This is a genomic window from Flavobacterium foetidum, from assembly GCF_004634245.1.
Taxonomy (GTDB): domain Bacteria; phylum Bacteroidota; class Bacteroidia; order Flavobacteriales; family Flavobacteriaceae; genus Flavobacterium; species Flavobacterium foetidum.
The window spans coordinates 213,987-233,622 of sequence record NZ_SJTF01000006.1 but is presented as its reverse complement, the minus strand read 5'-3'; the positions used below and the strand labels follow the sequence as shown (position 1 = coordinate 233,622).

At 34.5% G+C, this 19,636-nt stretch carries 17 protein-coding genes; 7 read left to right on the top strand and 10 right to left on the bottom strand.

Translation table 11 applies throughout. The features are described 5' to 3' along the window. Window positions 1-12: 12 nt before the first annotated feature. From E0W73_RS10155 to E0W73_RS10145, 3 genes are all read right to left on the bottom strand, one after another. Entirely contained in the window at window positions 13-1,242 is a 1,230-nt protein-coding gene (locus E0W73_RS10155; RefSeq protein ID WP_135221962.1) for a TMEM143 family protein, read from the bottom strand. 418 nt (window positions 1,243-1,660) lie between these two features. Next, window positions 1,661-2,140 (bottom strand): hypothetical protein, encoded by a 480-nt coding sequence (locus tag E0W73_RS10150; protein WP_135221961.1) that lies wholly within the window; start codon window positions 2,138-2,140, stop codon window positions 1,661-1,663. A 197-nt stretch (window positions 2,141-2,337) separates the two neighbouring features. Next, on the bottom strand, window positions 2,338-2,853 hold the full coding sequence (locus E0W73_RS10145; protein ID WP_135221960.1) for a hypothetical protein: 516 nt from the start codon (window positions 2,851-2,853) through the stop codon (window positions 2,338-2,340). A 324-nt stretch (window positions 2,854-3,177) separates the two neighbouring features. On the opposite strand from E0W73_RS10145, the gene E0W73_RS10140 reads away from it, so the two are divergent. Next, a complete protein-coding gene (locus tag E0W73_RS10140; protein ID WP_135221959.1) occupies window positions 3,178-3,594 on the top strand; it encodes a DoxX family protein in 417 nt (138 codons plus the stop codon). On the opposite strand, the gene E0W73_RS10135 is transcribed toward E0W73_RS10140, so the two are convergent. The 3 genes from E0W73_RS10135 to E0W73_RS10125 are packed head-to-tail and all read right to left on the bottom strand — an operon-like array spanning window position 3,591 to window position 5,533. Next, window positions 3,591-3,797: a hypothetical protein gene (locus tag E0W73_RS10135; RefSeq protein WP_135221958.1), complete on the bottom strand. Its 207-nt coding sequence runs from the start codon at window positions 3,795-3,797 to the stop codon at window positions 3,591-3,593. The two genes, E0W73_RS10140 and E0W73_RS10135, sit on opposite strands and share 4 nt — an antisense overlap. A gap of 51 nt (window positions 3,798-3,848) precedes the next feature. Then, a complete protein-coding gene (locus E0W73_RS10130; protein WP_135221957.1) occupies window positions 3,849-4,562 on the bottom strand; it encodes a LytR/AlgR family response regulator transcription factor in 714 nt (237 codons plus the stop codon). After that, window positions 4,535-5,533 (bottom strand): sensor histidine kinase, encoded by a 999-nt coding sequence (locus tag E0W73_RS10125; protein WP_135221956.1) that lies wholly within the window; start codon window positions 5,531-5,533, stop codon window positions 4,535-4,537. Before E0W73_RS10125 ends, E0W73_RS10130 begins: the two co-directional genes overlap by 28 nt. Before the next feature lie 285 nt (window positions 5,534-5,818). Between E0W73_RS10125 and E0W73_RS10120 the strand changes: the two genes are divergently transcribed. The 4 genes from E0W73_RS10120 (at window position 5,819) to E0W73_RS10105 (ending at window position 10,743) form a co-directional block, all read left to right on the top strand. Continuing rightward, the gene (locus E0W73_RS10120) at window positions 5,819-6,028 is read left to right on the top strand and encodes a hypothetical protein (RefSeq protein ID WP_244248466.1); all 210 of its coding nucleotides are present in this window, start codon (window positions 5,819-5,821) and stop codon (window positions 6,026-6,028) included. A 580-nt stretch (window positions 6,029-6,608) separates the two neighbouring features. Beyond that, a complete protein-coding gene (locus tag E0W73_RS10115; protein ID WP_135221954.1) occupies window positions 6,609-7,124 on the top strand; it encodes a hypothetical protein in 516 nt (171 codons plus the stop codon). 2 nt (window positions 7,125-7,126) lie between these two features. Continuing rightward, a complete protein-coding gene (locus E0W73_RS10110) occupies window positions 7,127-9,013 on the top strand; it encodes a coiled-coil domain-containing protein (RefSeq protein WP_135221953.1) in 1,887 nt (628 codons plus the stop codon). Window positions 9,014-9,213: 200 nt separating this feature from the next. Next, complete coding sequence (locus E0W73_RS10105; protein ID WP_135221952.1) at window positions 9,214-10,743, top strand: SulP family inorganic anion transporter; 1,530 nt, start codon at window positions 9,214-9,216, stop codon at window positions 10,741-10,743. 104 nt (window positions 10,744-10,847) lie between these two features. Here E0W73_RS10105 and E0W73_RS10100 read toward each other — a convergent pair whose 3' ends face one another. Beyond that, window positions 10,848-13,214 (bottom strand): hypothetical protein, encoded by a 2,367-nt coding sequence (locus E0W73_RS10100; RefSeq protein ID WP_135221951.1) that lies wholly within the window; start codon window positions 13,212-13,214, stop codon window positions 10,848-10,850. Between the two features lie 360 nt (window positions 13,215-13,574). Between E0W73_RS10100 and E0W73_RS10095 the strand changes: the two genes are divergently transcribed. Beyond that, entirely contained in the window at window positions 13,575-14,483 is a 909-nt protein-coding gene (locus tag E0W73_RS10095; protein ID WP_135221950.1) for a helix-turn-helix domain-containing protein, read from the top strand. Window positions 14,484-14,576: 93 nt separating this feature from the next. Further along, entirely contained in the window at window positions 14,577-15,416 is an 840-nt protein-coding gene (locus E0W73_RS10090) for an oxidoreductase (protein ID WP_135221949.1), read from the top strand. A gap of 601 nt (window positions 15,417-16,017) precedes the next feature. Here E0W73_RS10090 and E0W73_RS10085 read toward each other — a convergent pair. From E0W73_RS10085 to E0W73_RS10075, 3 genes are all read right to left on the bottom strand, one after another. Then, complete coding sequence (locus E0W73_RS10085; RefSeq protein ID WP_135221948.1) at window positions 16,018-17,217, bottom strand: alkaline phosphatase family protein; 1,200 nt, start codon at window positions 17,215-17,217, stop codon at window positions 16,018-16,020. 405 nt (window positions 17,218-17,622) lie between these two features. Then, window positions 17,623-19,254, bottom strand: coding sequence for a chaperonin GroEL (gene groL, locus E0W73_RS10080; RefSeq protein ID WP_135221947.1), 1,632 nt, complete (start codon window positions 19,252-19,254; stop codon window positions 17,623-17,625). A gap of 85 nt (window positions 19,255-19,339) precedes the next feature. Then, window positions 19,340-19,615: a co-chaperone GroES gene (locus tag E0W73_RS10075; protein ID WP_135221946.1), complete on the bottom strand. Its 276-nt coding sequence runs from the start codon at window positions 19,613-19,615 to the stop codon at window positions 19,340-19,342. Between the last annotated feature and the right edge of the window lie 21 nt (window positions 19,616-19,636).

Below are 19,636 nucleotides of genomic sequence, written 5' to 3'. Positions count from 1 at the left end.
AATACAATCGTCTTATCCTTGATTGTATTGAAAAACATTATCCCATAATTCGTCAATTTTTACCAAAGCTTCTTCTAGCGAAATAACTTCCCATTTTCCGTTCGTTTCGATGCCCAGTCCAGTGCTTTTTAGTTTTAGCAAAGCATCGTGAACATCAAAATCCAAAATAGTATTTAAGTTGTGCTCAAACCAAGATTCGATTCGGTTGTCAAGCTCTTCTGCGGTCAGCGGTTTTTCGCTTTCGTGCAAAAAAGTGTACGCCAGAATGGTTTCTTTTAAGGCTTCTTCTTCAGAAGAATTTAAAAGAGAATAAAATGCACCGCTGTTGTTTCCGACATTCTTAAAATACAAGCTGTCTGAAAGCGTTTTGGAGTAACGAATCTTCTTGTTTATGAAATTGTTATACTGACGAAAGCAGTACGCCGCCAAAATTCCTAAAGCAATTAATCCCTGATTTAAAGACGTTTTGCTGTTCAACAAATCGATTGTTTCTCCGGTTTGGTAAGCCTCATACATATTGATCAAAGCCGGAATTACTTTCGCACTTAAAAGCGAAACACCGCCAAAAAGTCCCGGAATCCAAAGCAGCATTTTGTCTTTTATAGACATTTTAGGAACCGCGTTGGGGAAAACCGTTTCAAGATCATTTTTAGGAACGCGTTTGAATATTTTCAGAGCGATAGAACCAGGATCAATCGGCATTTTTCCTAATTTGACTTTCTTGGCCGCTAGATAATCTGCATCGCTATAGTTCAGATAAACCAAAACACGATCGTAATATTCGATTTCTACTTCTTTTTTCCAGAAAAAATACTTTTTGACTTTTTCTTTTGCCCTGTGGTGGCCTCGAGCATAAATTTCGTAGTCTTTGAATGCATTAAAATCAATGGAAAGATCCAGACCAACCAAGTCAGATTCTTCAAATGCCGCTTGTAAAGTTTCTTCGCTGATTCGGTAATAATTGCCACGTTCTAGAACAGTAAGCAATGTTTTCTTGAATACGCTGAAATCGCTTTTGCCGATAAAACCTTCGCGTTCTTTTTCGCTTAAATCAGGATCATAAAGTGCATAATGCTGCTTTAGACTTCGGTTGAGGTTAAAAGATTCATAATGATAATAATGTTCGATTATGTCGAATAATTTCTTGAAACTATCAATTTTCTGAGGGTCTTCACTAAAGGCATTTAATTGCTTCTCGAGTAAGAATTCCTTGTTGAAAGGAATATAATTTTCTCGTGTCATATCGTTTTTTTGACTTTATTTTGAGGCATTTATCTACCACAAAAATAGTATTCGGATTTTGATTTTAGAAAGTTTTTTGACGAAAAATAGATTGCAATAAAGCAGCTTTTTAAAGCTGTAAGTTTGGCGTCGTAGATTTAATTGCGATTAAAAATTAAAAATTAAAAATTAAAAATTATTAGTGCCTTAATAACAAAAAAAAAACTTCGTGCCCTAGCGCCTTAGCGGCAAAAAACCAAAAAAAAAGAGATTTTAATCAACAGACTAAAACCTCAATTATTTCTCCAAAAAAAATATGACAGCATTTAATATAAAATCCTTTCGGAATAAACTAAATTCTAAATAAAAATCATAACCACAATATTACCATTATAAATTATAGCAGCTATACGTATTTATACGGGTTTTTGCTAAGATGCTAAGGATTTTTCTTTGTGGCGATTTCAGCGTATTTCAATTCGATTACGTCTTGAACGTACTGTATGAGTTCTTCTTTGGTAACAGAAAAAGCGGCGTTTTCTTCTTCGGTGCTTAAATAAAGATTTGCGATGCTTTCGGCATCCATGTTTTTATCGAAATAATGCTCTTCTGCATACTGTATGAGGTTGTCTATAAAACGTTCGCGTAGTTTGCCTTTTTCTATAGTTTCTTGGTCGCCGTCTTTTATTTTTTCGATGATAGATTCGGGTAAATCTATAGTGAGGTACATGCAGTCTACAGCGACTTTTTCCAGCATTTCTTTTGCGACTCTTCCTGTTGCATTGCAGTAAGCGCAAGGAGCCGGAACCCATTTTAATTGTCTTTTTAAGCGAATGATGTCTTCTAAGTCAACAAATCCTTTGCCAAGACATCTCGGACATTCTATATCTGATCGTTTAAGAAACCTAAAAATGCTCATGAGTTATAAAATAATCTTAGTGGTTCTGAATTGTGCGAATTTAAATAAATAAGTAAGAAAAGTTATTCATCTAAATATTTTTTTTGAAGAAAAGAATTAACAAAGGATGTTGGTTGGCTTGCTTACGTTTTTGACACTAAGGCGCTAAGGCACGCTTTTTTGATATTTTGAAAATAATCTTGTGAGACAAATTTGTATTACTTCTGAAAAATCTTGTACACTTTAAGCCAGAAAAAGATAACAAGTGAAAAAACGAGAAAACCGATGTTGAGTTTTATGTTGTAAATGCGGTCAGAAAAAATCCAGTTTTCTTGTATAGATTGCTCATAAGAATTGGCAATGTAGCCAATGTGTTTCTGTTTGTTTACCCATGCATAATAATGAACAATCGTATCATTTAAAGGATCTTTGACAGGTTCAACGATGATTTCATCTTCAAGTAGCGCACTGCCGTCTGGAACATTAAGGTCGAATACTGTTTTATAATTGTCAAATTTTTTAGACAGGCCGTAATAAAATACTTTTTTATTTTTTGAGCCTTGCGTTTCGGTAAAAGTCGAATCGATGACCACATATTCTTTGCTGTATTGTCTAGGATTATCGAACATCTCTTTATTTTTAAAGTAAAATGTCAATTGGCTTCCGGTCATTGCAAGAGATACTAGAAATGTAAATATGGCGGCAAAGAATAAAATTCCTTTAAAATTGTCCATAAAAAGCAGTGTGATTTTGGATTGGTTTTGGAGCTAAAAGTAAATAAAATAAGCGTTTTAACCCGTTGGGTGAAATTATTTTTTTCAATTTTATTAAATCAACTAGATATAAATAATCTGTTTGAATCTGCGTGAAAAATTTACAAGCAAAAGGATTTCACGCAGATTTTAGCAGATATTACACCCAACGGTTAGAGTTTTATTAGATAAATGTTTAAAATTAAGTTATCACGATGTGGGTATTAGATAAATGCTATGGGCAAACTTTAGAAAATAATTCTTGGTTATAAATCGTAAATTTGAATAGAAACAAACAAGACACGTATGGAAACTACTAAGACATCAGGAATTCAGAATTTTGTCCGCATACTTTTGGGACTATTTATGATTACAGCCGCTTTTGGACATTTTACTTTTCAGAGAGCCGAATTTCAGGCACAAGTCCCAGACTGGATTCCTATGGATAAAGATTTGGTGGTAATGCTTTCAGGCGTTGTCGAAATAGCCCTCGGATTGGCAATGTTGTTTCTAACCCGATACCAAGTAATAGTTGGTATTGCGCTGGCGGTATTCTATGTATTGGTTTTCCCAGGAAATATTGCACAATACCTCAACAAAACACCCGCCTTTGGATTAGATACAGATCAAGCACGCATGATACGATTGTTTTTTCAGCCTGTTCTGATTTTTCTGGCTTTGTGGTCTACTGGGGCGATTGCTTATTTTAGAAAGAGGAGTTAATCATCAATAGAAATGCCGTATTTAATACTGCTGTTTTCGAATATAGATTTTAGCATTTTATATTTTGTATTGCAATATTCTCCAATATTCAATCGTTTGTCGCTTGACCTGTAATTATCACAACCGAAACAGATTTCTAGATAAGCAATTATTTTATTATTTGCATCTAGAAATAAAACAGCATTTCTAGGCATATAACACATTACTTGAAGTTTTTGGCTTTCAGAAAATTATCTAATTATCAAATTGACAAATTATCTAATTAAAAGATTATCCAACAAAATCTGATACTTTCTTCCCACAGGAATAATTTCACCATTGCACATTGTTATATTCTTGAACCTCACCGATGTGATTTTAGCAGTATTAACAATAAAAGAACGATGCACCTGAACGAAATTTTTACAGTCAATTTCTGCAGAAATGCTCGAGAGCGAACCGTAAATAATATGCGGTAAACTTAGTTTGGCGCTGTAGAGTTTCATATAATTTCCAAGGCTTTCGATATAAATAATATCCTGAAGAGGCATGTCAACATTTTGTCCGTTAATGCGATAAGAAAGAGTTTTTGAGTCGCTGTTGTTTTCTTTTCTCAGACTGTTTCCATAAAAATACGTTTTGGCTTTTTCTACAGCTTTGGCAAATTTATCAGGAGAAATCGGTTTTAAAAGATAGTCAATTGCATCGTTTTGGTAAGCCGACAATGCAAAATCAGAATAAGCGGTGGTTACAATCGTAAGCGGTCGATTAGGTTGCAGCTCCATCAACTCGACGCCAGAAATGACCGGCATATTGATGTCCAGAAAAATAATATCGTATTGATTCTCGTTAAGAAGTTTTATGGCTTCCATACCATTAAAAGCGCTTCCGGAATGTTCGAGTTCGTCGAATTTTGAGATGTGCGAAATCAAGGCTTTATGCGCCGGCGATTCGTCGTCGATTATGAGACAGCGGTAGGTAAGTGCCATATACTTAATTTTACAACAAACATATTTTTTTCCTTCTGACAGCTTAAATCGTGTTTAAGGCCGTAAACTTCCAGACGCCTTTTCAGGTTCTCAATTCCGATTCCGGTTCCAGAAAGACGCGAACCCGAATCGAGATAATTGTTTCTTAAAGTAAAAGTCAAATTTCGGCATTTTACTTTTAAATCCAGATTAATAAAAGGTTCAGCAGTTTCGGCAGAAAATTTCACAGCGTTTTCAACCAAAGGCAAAAAGAACAGAGGCGGTATCTCGATTTCTTTGTTAACGCCTTCGATATTCTGGTTTACGGTTAACCTTTCGTTCCTAAAGGTATAATATTCGATATATTTTTTAACGAAAGCAATTTCTTCTTCAACCAAGACAAAATCCTTTTTAGAGGCTTCAATCTGATAACGCAGCATATCCGAAAGATTCAGGATCCGGTCGGGAACTTTGTCGGGTTCAGAGAGTGATTCGCCGTAAAGATTGTTCATGGCATTCAGCAAAAAATGCGGATTTAGCTGCTGTTTCAAAAACGAAAGTTCCGATTTAAAATTCATTATATCTTTGTCGGCCTGCGTCATTTTTTTGGTAATAACGATATGGACAAAATAGAAAAAAGTACCGTTGATGATCAGCGATAACATCTGAAGCGCTTTAAGGTTTCCTAGTCCGACAAATGGAAAAAACCAATCCATAAAATAGAAAAAGCCTGTCCAGTAGACGAAAAGAAGTGCAAAGAAAAATTTGAGCTTTTTGCGAAACAGAAATGGTCTGATAATGAAAACATTAAAACAGGTAACCCAGATAATACAAGGAAAGTAGCCAAGCGCAACTTTGGTAAATAGAAAATTAATGTCGTGTCCTTCCTGTTTTACCTCATCATAAACACAAGCCAGAATAACAAAATAAACAAGAGTGTTTACAAGAATGTTTCGCAGAATAAAGTTCTGGTAAATTTTAGCAATCGTCATAAGGGCAAAAATACTATAATCGTGTAGTTTATAAAGCTTTGAATGCTACAATTTATACGAACGCCATTCGTATAAATTGTACGCCACTGGTATAAAAAGACTATAATATTAAGGAATTGAAATCTATTTTTGTTTAGAATTTAATCCGTTCCTAAAGTTGCCATAGAGATGTAACAGAAGGAGAGACAGAACGTCTAATGCGAATAGCCAAAGACATTATGTACTCGGACATAAATTTATTTTGAGAATATTTAATTGAAAATTTAGTCTTAAAAAAAAGTAATCATGGTAGAAGTTTTTAAAACCAATGTTCAGCAAGAAACCGAAACAAATTACATTATTGCCGTAATCAAAAGGCAATTTCCTACTTATAAAATTAATTTTGATTTAGAAGATTGCGACAAAATTCTACGTGTAGAAGCCTTAGAACCACAATGGAACACCATAGTAGATTATCTTAACAATCTTGGGTTTTCGTGTGTAAGATTGGAATAAAAAAGTTTGGTTTCAAGTTTCAGGTTTCAAGTTACTGAGTCAAACCTGAAACCTAAAACTTGAAACAAAAAACTTGAAACAAAAAATCACGTATAAATACGCGGCTGTATCTCGTTTTTTTGTAAGTATTTTGTATTGGTTTTTTATTTAAATAGATTATTAAAAATGATGAATTTTATTCTTTTTCTGTCTGCCTTTGTTTTAGAGCTTTTAAGTTAGTTCCAGAATCTTCTGCCATAAAGATTTTGCTTGCATTAATGAGCTGTGATTGATAAAAAGGATTTAGCAGGCAGAAAAATATCGTCAAAAAAAAGCTGTGAAAAATTAATTTTTTTCACAGCTTTTTTTGTTTTTGATAATGCAGCTTTACACAAAGTTGATGGCGAACCGATGAGGTAATTGGTACAAATCTGTAATAAAACAATGAAGCTAGATTTGTTTGTTTTTGTGTTTTGAGTAGGGTTTTATTTTGTTTTAAATTAGGGGTTTACCCTTGTTTTGGCAAGAAAACTTTTGGTTAATTTGGATTCGTAAATGGTATTCATTTTTACGGTAACCAAAAACTTAAATTAAATCTATCATGGAAAAAACAACTACAAAACAGGATTTTACAGCGAGGGAAGAAAAGATTATAACAAAAATCATCGAAATTCTTGCAACGGAAAAATATTTTGATTCTCAATCAGAATTGTACTCAATCAACGAAAAAACTCTTAAAGGGTTTTTTCCTAAAACGGCCAGTCTCAAGACTATTGCTGATGTAACTTCAAAATCTTCTTTATTTAATTATGAGGCGGGAAATATTGCTTTGGCGCAAACTATACCAGCTTTAATTACTTATACAGCACAGGGAGTTTCTAACTTAAAAATTAATGGAGAAGAAGCTGATCCGGAAGGAGAAACAATACCCACAAAGTTAGTGCTTCCACATTATAGATTCGAAATTGCTGTAACAGCACCAACGACTGAGGCGCCTTGGAGTTTTACTGCAACAGAAATCGAAATTCCTTATGGCAAACCTCGCAAAATGTCTCCTCCTACAACGCAAGGTAAAGGGCCCGATGTTTTACTTGTTGGTACTATAGAAAAAAAATAAATATGAAAAATAAATCATTTATTAGTACGATTATTTTATGTTGGTGGCTAACAAGTACTTTATGCTTGAATGCTCAAACATTAGGTCAGGATGCGGATGGCAATAGTACTATTGTCGTTCCGGCAGCTGCATTTAATTTGGATATTACTAATAGTACATCAGCTGTTTTTGCGATAAATAAAGAGTTTTCAAAAGAAAAAGGTGAAAGCATTCCTAAATCAATTGAAGAGTGCTGGTCGAATGATGTGACGAAAAGCAAAGAAGTTAAAAAATGCATGAGTGAAGTGTTAAAATCCCGATTCAAAGAAAACGGTTGGCTGTGGGGCGCAGAAATTAAAGGAGGTATCAAAGATGGATTAGGGACATTATTTTCTGGAGAAAAAGTTGCCTCTGCTGCATCAATTGGTGGATTGATAGGATGGAAAAAATCATGGACTTCTATAAAATGTGGGGGAATCGATAAAATCTATGAGGCTTTTCAGGGGGGCGAACAGTCTGAAAGGATAAGTTCAATTAAAGCGGAGATTACAAAAGAATTGCTTGAAACAGTACTAAATCAAACAGGAGCAAAAAAAAGTCTTCTAGAAATTGATACTACAAAGATAAAACCGAATCGTTACGTCCGGTTTTATGAGGGTGCTATCCAAACTCTTGATCTTTTTAAAGGCCAAGAACTAACAAATCTTGAAACAAAAAGTAAGCATTTAGAAAAGATTACAAGTTTAGAAGTGGCAATAGATGAAGGTTTAAAAAAGGTAAAAATCTATTCTGAATGGAAAAGTCATATTGATAATCTGCCAACTCTTAAAGAACAACTTTCGGTTGAAACAAATGCAGCTAAAAAAGCTCAAATTTCGAAGCAGATTTCTGCAATTGAAAAAAATATAAATGCTAACGAACGACAGTATGTGACTTTAGAAAAATTAAGAAACGATATTTATAAAGATTGTTTTCTTATTACAGAACAAAAAATTGAAATTGTTTACCCAGATTATTCATTTACCGAACCATTTGATAAAGCGAATTGGGAAAAGGCTTCTGAAAAAGTAAAAAGAGATATTGAAAAAACCACCACCGAAGTAAACTATCTTAAAACAGTAAGTACAAAAACTGAAACAAAGGAAATTAAGAAACTAAAAGAAATATTCAACAAATTAATTGTAGAATATAAATCTCAAGAAGATAAAGGGAATACTCAAAAGATAAATACAACAATTGCTAAAAACACTTCACTAAACTCTTTCCTTCTCTATTTAAGACCAACCGTAAAAGGAGATGCCTATAAATATGATTTAGCTAATGACAGTACGTTAGTAGCAGACAGATTTGTAGACCGTACCTTTAACGGTTATACCATTGAACTCGGAAGTACTTATAATTTTAAGAGGTATAATTATATTGGTTTAAGCACCAGCGTAAATTACACCAACAACATAAGCGCATTGACCACTACAACTTATAAGCTAGAGAAACAAGATACTACAATTACAGATGGCGAGTTTACAACTTCTGAAGAAATAAAGGCTTTGTCGGGTACGTTTGATTCTTATATGCGTTACGACCTTAATTTCGATTATGTTTATTTAATGCCCATGAAGGAAAGCGCCGAAAGCGAAAAAACAAGCGCCATATACTTATCTGTCAATCCTTATTTAAGGCACCGAATTTATGATAAAAGCGACAAACTGAAAAACAATACCATTCTAGGACTCGGCTTGCATGCCTATAATAGCAACGATAATAGGTTAATGGGAGGTCTTTTTGTACAAACGACTGATTTGTTTGGAAATCATGCAGGAGACGACAGCACTTTAGGAAAAAGAATTGTTTTCGGAATTATAGCGAAGTATAGTATTACAGGGCTTAAAGTAGAGAAAAAAGTGAACTAATTGCATTACAAATCCTCAAATAAAATACCTGTTCAGATTGTGTTTAAAAAAATAAAGAGCTGTAAAATCTAGGTTTTACGGCTTTTATGCTTTTATTATTGTAATGGGCTGAATTGCCGATTATTTATACGGTGTAAAAATCTGCATGAAACAATGGCAAGTCAAAGGTTTTTTCTTTTATTTCCCTAAATTTGCCCCCTATGAAAAAAGCATTCCAACTCTTCGATTTTACGCAGAAAGTAAATTATAAAAATGAAATTTTAGCAGGTTTAACTGTTGCCATGACCATGATCCCGGAATCGTTGTCTTTTGCGATTCTGGCTGGATTTCCGCCTTTGGTGGGTTTGTACGCCGCTTTTATTGCCGGATTGATAACTGCTATTTTTGGAGGAAGACCAGGAATGATTTCTGGAGGAGCAGGAGCAACGGTAATCGTATTGATTGCTTTAATGAAATCGCACGGAATCGAATATGTGTTTGCGGCCGTCGCGCTGGGTGGTGTCGTGCAGATCTGCATCGGACTTTTTAAACTCGGAAAGTTTATTCGCTTGGTGCCGCAACCGGTAATGTATGGTTTCGTAAACGGATTGGCAGTGGTGATTTTTATGTCGCAGCTCGAGCAGTTTAAAACCATTGTAAACGGACAGGTTTCTTGGCTTCAAGGAACGCCGCTATATATTATGCTGGGTTTGGTAGCGCTTACTGTCGCCATTGTTTTGATTTTTCCTAAAATAACCAAGGCAGTTCCCGCATCCTTAGTTGCAATTATGATTGTTTTTGCTTTGGTGATTGTCTTCAATATCGAAACCAAAACAGTAGAAGATATCGCCTCTGTTCAAGGCGGATTTCCTCCGTTTCACATTCCGAATATTCCGCTTTCTTTTGAAACTTTAAAAGTGATATTTCCGTACTCTGTAATTGTTGCGGCGGTTGGTCTAACAGAGGGGCTGCTTACGCTTAATCTAGTCGATGAAATTACAGGAACACGCGGAAACAGCAATCGTGAGTGTATCGCACAAGGAAGTTCTAATATCCTAAACGGCTTTTTTTACGGAATGGGTGGCTGCCCAATGATTGCGCAGACTTTGGTAAATCTTGGCGCAGGTTCTCGTGCAAGGCTTTCGGGAATTATTGCTGCTTTCACGATATTAGTTATTATTCTTTTTGGAGCGCCAGTAATCGGAAAATTGCCAATGGCAGCTCTCGTTGGTGTGATGATGATGGTGGCTATTACCACTTTTGAATGGGCAAGTTTCAGAATCGTTACCAAAATGCCGAGACATGATATTTTTGTTGGAATTTTGGTTGCCGTAATTACCATTGTACTGCACAATCTAGCATTGGCGGTTTTAATTGGAGTAATTGTTTCGGCTTTGGTTTTTGCTTGGGAAAGCGCCAAAAGAATCCGAGCGCGCCAATATACAGATGAAAACGGAATCAAACATTACGAAATATACGGGCCATTGTTTTTTGGCTCTACAACTGCTTTTTTAGAAAAATTTGATGTAAAAAACGACCCCAACCATATTGTGATCGATTTTAAGGAAAGCCGTATTTCTGATATGTCTGCCATTGAAGCTTTGAACAATCTCACCAAAAAATATAAACAGGAAAACAAAGTGGTTGAGCTAAAACATTTAAGCCCCGATTGCCGACAATTGCTCAAAAATGCCGACGCGGTGATTAATGTTAATGTTATTGAGGATCCGAATTATAAAGTGGTGAGTTAGAAATACCAATAGCTGAAATTACTTCGCCTGTTCGCTATCGCTCGGGTCCAAATTCCAAATTGATTAATTTAAAGAATTATCAAATTTTCTAATTGTCATATTCACTAATTAAAATTTCCTCCAACAGAAACTTTTTTAACTTCCGAAATTAATTGTCCTTCATCACTAAAACCTTCTATTAAAACTTGTATTTCTTTTTGCTGGTTTTTTGGAATTTTAATCTGATAGTCTGAATGATCGCTTAAATCGATGTTTGGCGACCAGTTCAAGGTGCCGAAATAATTAAATTCCTGCTGATTTTCGAATGGCGCACTTTTGTAGATGAAGTTTTGTGCGAAAGCTTTTGTTGCAATCAGCGTCGTGAACTTTGCTTTAAAAGAATTATTGTTTTGTCCGGTTTTCATGAAAATTTTAATTGTACCATGACCTGCGGTCGAAATATCTGAGCTTCCAGATTTATCGATATAGATTTCATCTATCTGATTTAAGGTAATATTAAAAAGCTGATTAAAGTCGAAGACTAATAAATTGTCAATATAAACATTTGGCGAACCTGCCGAATCTCCTAGATAAGAACTTCTGCTATCTTTTATATACACCTCGCCATCATTGGTATTAACGCCTGTCTTATATCCATGAAAAGAAAGGAAGTTTAAAACAGTTCCGTAATCTTTGTCGCCGAATTTAAAGGCTTGGGCCATAGGACTCATGTCTGCTTTATGAGTAAAAACCTCTTTTTTGAAAGTGTTTTTAATCGTTACTTCCTTTAAATCAGTTCCTTTTGTTGTTGGCGGTTGAAAATTAAAAACATTGTCGGTGGCTTTTGTAATTGGACAAAGTGCTTTTTCAAAAGACGGTCCTAAAACAAATCTAGGTTCGTTTCGACTAATTCTCGCTTCTACTTTTGTATTCAAAGTAGCGTTTTTGTCATTGGTAATTTGTAAAGCTAAAAAAGTCGAATCCTGAACAAAAAGATGCTCAAATTTAAAATCATTATTCTGATTGATAGTGGTCTGGTCAAATAGATTATTTTTTAATGCAACAAGAGAAATTTTGTTTTTAGGATTCGGTTTAAGTTCGCTGTCTACTTTTCCATTTATTGTGACTCCCTTTTCAAATTCAAAACTAATTTTTGGTGCTCCTGATTTAATATTCTCCCATAAATATTTTCCTCTCTTCTGATTCAGCAATAAAAACTCTATATCTTGTCTCCGTCTTATATTATCTGGGTCGAAATAAAAATAAGTATCATTTTCAGGTTTCTCTAAATAGGCATTTAGGTAAAAAGTGCCTAAAATTGTTTTCTTTTGATTGATGCAGACGTTTTTTTCAGGAAGAACACTAATACTTAAATGTACTTTGTTGGCGTCTGTTTTTCCCGATACTATAATGCTGTCGTTAGCGGTTGCTTTTGCATCTATTGCGGTAGACAGATTTTTGCCTTCCTCAATGTAAGTTAATCGTTCTGTAATTTCATTTAAATCTTCATCCAATACTCTAACTGTATTTACGCCATTAGATAAATATTTTTTGTCAAAATAAAATGGTTGTTCTGTCTTATTATTGGCGAAGGTAACTTCTTGTTGCATAAAATTTCCATTTTGTTGAATAAGGATGGTAAATTTTTTATTTTGATAAGATTGAAGCCCTTTTTCATTTGTCTTTAGAACTACAAGTAAATTGCTTCTTGCAGGATTATTGGGAACGCTTAAAACAATTCCGGTTTCTTCGATTTTGCCTAGAGGCTGTTCTATTTTTAGTTTTTCATTATTTATTTTAAGAGTATATTTTTCGTTTAAGTCGGGTCTTAGGTAAAAAACTCCGTTTCCCATTTGGTTAGTACGAAAGTGTGTGATTTCATTTGATTTAGAATCTAAAATAACCCCATCTGGTATTTCTATTCCTATTTTGTTACAGTCGGTAATTTTAATTCCGATCAGATTAATGATGCCATTTACTATAATTCCTCCTTCGGGAAATAAACTTATCGATGCTGTTTTCCAGTTAGGCTCATTGGTTTCAAATGCATATGGTGTATTTTTATCAATAACTTCAATTGTTTGATTAAAAGAATCGTCTTCCTTAAAATTGTTCATCCAGTTTGTATAGAAATGAAAATGGTATTTGCCAGACTTAAATTTTTCGCTTAAGTGAATTCCCCCAGAAAAAACACCAGACTGCGCAAAAAGCAATTGTTTCTGAATTATTTGATTTTCTTCATTATAAATAATTAATTGGACATTTGTAGTATTGCTGTTTGGGATATTGCTGTTTTTACTGAGAATATACCCTTTGAAGGCAATATCTTCATTATTTGTAAAAAGATTTTTATTGAATTGCACATGGATAATCTCGCGGTCTTGTGAAAAATAGTCCGTAAGGTATTTTGAAATTTTGTCTTGATTGTTATTCGTTTGCGAAAAGGACTGTAGGCAGAATAAGAAGCTAAAAAACCTGATGAATAATTTCATACAAAGAAGATATTAAAGGAATTATGATATCAATAAGACGATTGTAAAATTAATTGTAATATTTATCTGTCATAGTTAAAAGATTTATAATGTTTCGGGAATTTATGAAAATCAACATTAATAATAAAAAATGTGTATTTAATGAATAGTACTTAACTAGTAATAATAGGCGTCATAGATAACCAAGAGTGCATGCATTAACTTTGTAAGCTGTCGACATTTTTTTTGCCTGTGTGTGTTATCTTAGGTTTTTATTCCAGTTTTACGCCAACACAGGTATAAGTTGCCTAAAAAATAATCTAATGGATAAAATTTCTATTCGTGAAATTAACCAAAGATTGATTTTTGTAACTTTACAAAATGAAACTCACAGAAACCCTAGAAGATTTTTACACCGTTAAAATTAACGGGATGCCCGAGAACCTTAAAAAAGAGATCGGACATTTTAATGTTTTTAAGTTGGACGACTATATCGGAAGCACTTGTAATCCATTGCCATACACTCGAAAAGACTTTTATAAAATCAGTTTGATCGTGGGCAGGAACAAAGTGCATTATGCCGATAAAGTCGTTTCGATAGAAGATCAGGCATTGTTTTTTGCCAATCCGCAGATTCCATATAGTTGGGAGCATATTGATGAAAACCAGACGGGATTTTTCTGCATTTTTACCGATGCATTTTTTAGTCAATTCGGAAATTTAAAAGAATATCCTTTGTTTCAGCCAGGCGGAAATCCGGTTGTTCCAATTTCTGCTGATTTAGCAGAATCCTTAAAAGCAGTGTATTTGAGAATGTTTGACGAAATCAATTCTGATTATGCTTTTAAATACGATGTGTTGCGAAATTTGGTCTTCGAGATTATTCATCTTGCTTTGAAAACGCAAACGGTAACTGCTTCATTATACAGCAAATCGAACGCTACAATTCGGATTTCTTCCTTGTTTATGGAATTGCTAGAACGACAATTTCCTGTCGAGTCCATCTCGCAACAGATTAATTTCCGTTCGCCTTCAGAATATGCCAATCAGTTAAACGTACATGTTAATCATTTAAATAAGGCTTTGAAAGAAACCACAGGCAAAACCACTTCGCAGATTGTTTCTGAAAGAATTGTTCAGGAAGCGATGATTCTTTTAAAACAAACGAATTGGAATATCAATGAAATTGCCTGGTGTTTAGGTTTTGATGAATTATCTCATTTTATTAATTTCTTCAAAAAAAATGTTCAAGTTTCGCCTAAAAACTATCGATTAGCAGAAATTGATTGATTTTTGCAACTTATTGCTTGAATGCTTTAATTTTTAGGAAGTACTTCGCCCATAACTTTGTCCTATCATTATAAACGTAAAAATTTAAAAATCATGGGAAATAACAAAGTTTGGTTTATCACAGGTGCATCAAAAGGACTCGGATTAGAATTGGCTAAAAAACTTTTAGCAGAAGGTTTTAAAGTGGCGGCGACTTCAAGAAGTGAGGCTTCTTTAATTGCGGTATTAGGAAGTTCGTCTGAAAATTTCCTTCCTCTAGAAATGGATTTGGTGGACGAAAAAAGTGTAAAAACGGCTATTGATAAAACTGTAAACCATTTTAAAACAATTGATGTTTTGGTGAATAATGCTGGTTACGGTTTATTAGGAGCTTTAGAAGAACTGACCGATGCAGAAGCCAGAAAAAATTACGAAGTAAATGTTTTCGGATTATTGAATGTAATCAGACACACTATGCCGATTCTTCGTACGAATCAATCTGGGCATATTTTTAATATTTCTTCTGTTGGAGGGTATTATGGAGAATTTCCGGGTTGGGGAATTTACTGCTCGACCAAATTTGCAGTTGCCGGTTTGACCGAATCTCTAGCGGCAGAAATAAAACCTTTTGGAGTTCACGCAACAATTGTTTATCCGGGGTATTTTAGAACCGATTTCTTAAAAGACAGTTCGCTTTTATTGCCAGAAAACCCAATAGCGGAGTACAAGGAGGTGAGACAATCTCAAAGCGCTCATAAAGAGGATATCAACGAAAATCAGCCGGGAGATCCAGTAAAATTGGCAGAAGCTTTAATCAAAGTGAGTCAGGATCAAAATCCGCCGTTACACTTGTTTTTAGGAGAAGATGCCTTTAATATGGCAAATCAGAAAATTGCCAGCGTTCAAGATGAATTGGGGAAATGGAAAGAGGTTTCTGTTTCGACTAATTTTTAATGAGATGATTTGTCAATTAGGAAATTAGAAAATGTAGTTTAAGCTACGTAATAAACCAGACAGGTTTTAAAACCTGTCTGGTTTGCTGTTTTTTAATTGCCTTCAGATTTATCTGGAGGTTGAATTTATAATATCAAAAGGCTTTAGCCGAACTTTAGAGTTTGCTGAAATTGCCATTATTATCTAATTTTCACATTGCACATTTTCCAATTTAATATATTTAATACGTTTTGTTCTTTTTTGAAAACGTTTTATAGATGAAAAAGACAATTGCAAGACCGGCAAATACTCCTGAAAAGAAAATTAAAATATGAATGTCAGGATATTTTTTTGCTAAAAGGAAAGTGCTAAAATATAGAATAGCGACAAGAATGGTAATAACTTTTTTCATAGCATTTGTATTTACACTTTGAAAGTTATTGGTTGTAATAAGAGCAAATAGCCTTAAAAAGGTTTTTGAATAACAGAAAAGGCTTTAATTGATTGTAATTCAACTAAAGCCTTTTGATTTAGACAGATTTATATCTACGCTGATTTAATAGAATTGAAAAAAAAAAATTCACCAACAGGTATTATTGATTAAAATTATCTCATTTTCTAATTAGCGAAGCATGGCGTCTACATCTTTTAACTTCCCGTCAATCTCGCCAATTTGCAGTCCGAGAATATGTGCAATTAAAGGGTAAACTGAAACGTTCGGAAAAGTTTTTACTTTTTTATTGGTTTTAAAAGCAGGACCTTTTGCGTAAAAAATAGCATGCATATCCTTTTCGTTGTTGTCGTAACCATGAGTTCCGCCTTTTATATGCGTACTTTCTTTGCTTACTAAACTCCAACCTTTTTCTGCTTCGATAACAAAATCATGCACACGAGGGTTTGTTCCGTAATGCAATCGTTCTGGCACTTCAGAAGCTTTCCAGAATATAATGTGTGGCACTTTTTTTAAAGCATTTGCGATAGAATCCTGAAATCCGGATTTTGCTTGTAAGCTCATAATCGGATTTACGACATCTTTATAACCCAGCCATTCTGGTTTGAGATAATCGAGAATGGCTACTTTTTTATCATTGTTGATGTCGGCCATTCCGTGGTCAGAAACGATGATTAAATTGATTTGTTTTCCAATCGACAATTTGTTCAGTCTTCTTGATAATTCACCGATAATCGAATCCATTCTAATGACTGCTTTTTCTGTCTGTGGCGAAAGCGGACCAAAATTATGTCCTGTATGATCGGGTTCGTCAAAATACAAAGTTACCAGATGAGGTCTTTGTTTTTCTGGTAATTGTAACCATTTTATCACTGTATCGATTCTGGCTCCGTATGGAATTTTACCATCGTAATTTTTAAAATAACTCGGATTTCTTTTGTCAATATCAGAACCTGGCCAAAAAAAAGACGCCGTTTTTACGCCTTGCTGTTCTGCCAGATTCCAGATCGGATTTCCGCCATAGAAACGAGAATCATTCTTGGCATTGCTAGATAGCGAAAAAGTTTGGTTTAAAGATGCGTCGAAAAAAACGTTATTTATAATTCCGTGATGATCTGGATAAAGTCCAGTTACAATTGAATAATGATTTGGAAAAGTCTTGGTTGGATACGAAGGCTTCATTGATTTGGCATGAACACCTTCTTTTGAAATTTGTTTTAGGTTCGGAAGATTATATATTTTGCCGTAATCCCATCGAAATCCATCCATTGAAACTAAAACAACATAGTTGTCTTTGTTGTGTTGAGATTGTAAAACGAATGAAATTGTGAAGAAAAATAGAGATAGGAGCGCGGTAAAATATTTTTTCATTTTGTGAATTTTATTATAACTGCAAAGTTAGAGATAACAGATTTTTTAAAGAAAAAGAGAATGTTAAATAAAAAATGGTAGCCGCTAATTGCACTAATTTCCACGAATGATTCTGCTTGTGAAAAATTGCCACAGATTACACAAATTATACAGATTAAAATGATTTCTTTATTGAATACATTTAAAATTTTTCACGCAGATTTTACAGATTAAGCAGATAAATTTCATTTTTAGAACCTATGATGTGCATAAAATAAAAATCCTTTTAATCTGTGTAATCTGTGGCTAATTAAAATATACACAAAAGATTGAAAAAATAATTCGTGAAAATTTGTGTAATTTGTGGCTAAAAAAAAGCGCCAGATAAAGAAATCCGACGCTTTTAAGTTTCAAGAAGAGAATGAATTACATCATTCCTGGCATTCCGCCTCCCATTGGCATTCCGCCTCCGGCATTTTCTTCTTTAATATCAATCAATGCACATTCTGTAGTCAAGATCATTCCAGAAACAGACGCAGCGTTTTCAAGAGCCACACGAGTTACTTTTTTAGGATCGATAATTCCAGCAGTAAGCATGTCTACATATTCGTCAGTTTTTGCGTTGTATCCAAAATCTCCAGAACCTTCAGAAACTTTTGCTACCACAACAGAACCTTCAAGACCAGCGTTTTCAACGATAGTTCTTAACGGAGCTTCAACAGCGCGAGAAACAATTTGGATTCCAGTAGCCTCATCAGCGTTATCAGCTTTTAAGTCTGCTAAAACAGCTTTAGCTCTTAACAAAGCAACACCACCTCCGGCAACGATTCCTTCTTCTACAGCAGCACGAGTTGCGTGTAACGCGTCGTCTACTCTGTCTTTTTTCTCTTTCATTTCAACTTCAGAAGCAGCACCAACATAAAGAACGGCAACACCTCCAGCTAATTTAGCCAAACGCTCTTGTAATTTTTCTTTATCGTAATCAGATGTAGTAGTTTCCATCTGACCTTTGATTTGGTTTACACGATTTTTGATGATATCAGCCTCGCCAGCACCGCTTACGATTGTTGTATTGTCTTTATCGATTGCAACTCTTTTGGCATTTCCTAACATGTCGATAGTTGTATTCTCAAGAGTGTAGCCTCTTTCTTCAGAAATTACAGTTCCGCCAGTTAAGATAGCGATATCTTCTAACATTGCTTTTCTTCTGTCTCCGAAACCAGGAGCTTTTACAGCAGCAATTTTAAGCGCACCTCTTAGTTTGTTTACTACCAAAGTAGAAAGAGCTTCACCGTCAACATCTTCAGCGATAATCAATAATGGTTTTCCTGATTGTGCAACTGGCTCTAAAACTGGAAGCAATTCTTTTAAAGAAGATACTTTTTTATCATATAATAAGATGTATGGAGAGTCTAATTCAACTTCCATTTTCTCTGGGTTTGTTACGAAGTAAGGAGAAAGATATCCTCTGTCAAACTGCATTCCTTCAACAACATCAACAAAAGTGTCAGTTCCTTTAGCTTCTTCTACAGTAATTACACCTTCTTTTCCAACTTTAGCAAAAGCAGTAGCGATTAATTCACCAATAACCTCGTCATTATTAGCAGAGATAGAAGCAATTTGTTTGATTTTGTCTGAATCGCTTCCAACAACTTTAGCTTGTTTTGCTAGGTCAGCCACTATTGTTTCAACAGCTTTGTCGATACCGCGTTTTAAATCCATCGGATTTGCGCCAGCAGCAACGTTTTTAAGACCTTCTTTTACGATAGCCTGAGCTAAAACGGTAGCCGTTGTAGTTCCGTCTCCAGCTAAATCATTGGTTTTAGAAGCAACTTCTTTCACCATTTGCGCACCCATATTTTCTAGAGCGTCTTTTAATTCGATTTCTTTTGCAACAGAAACACCATCTTTAGTAACAGTCGGTCCACCGAAAGATTTTCCGATAATTACATTACGACCTTTTGGTCCAAGCGTTACTTTTACAGCATTTGCCAATGCATCAACACCGCGTTTTAATCCGTCACGTGCTTCAATATCAAATTTTATATCTTTTGCCATTTTTTTAATTTTTTGTTTAAAGTTTGATTTGTTTCAAGTCGATAAAGTTTTAAATCTTTTACTTTGTACTTAATACAATGCTTTTTTAGATAATTGCAAGGATATCGTCCTCACGCATAATCAAATAATCAGTTCCTTCAAGTTTTAATTCTGTTCCTGCATATTTGCCATAAAGAACAGTGTCGCCAACTTTTACGGTCATAGTATGATCTTTAGTTCCATTTCCTACTGCCACTACAGTTCCTTTTTGCGGTTTTTCTTTGGCAGTATCCGGAATAAAGATTCCTGAAGCAGTTTGAGTTTCAGCTGCAACAGGTTCAATAAGTACGCGGTCTGAAAGCGGTTTAATGTTTAAAGCCATGATTTTATATTATTATTAAGT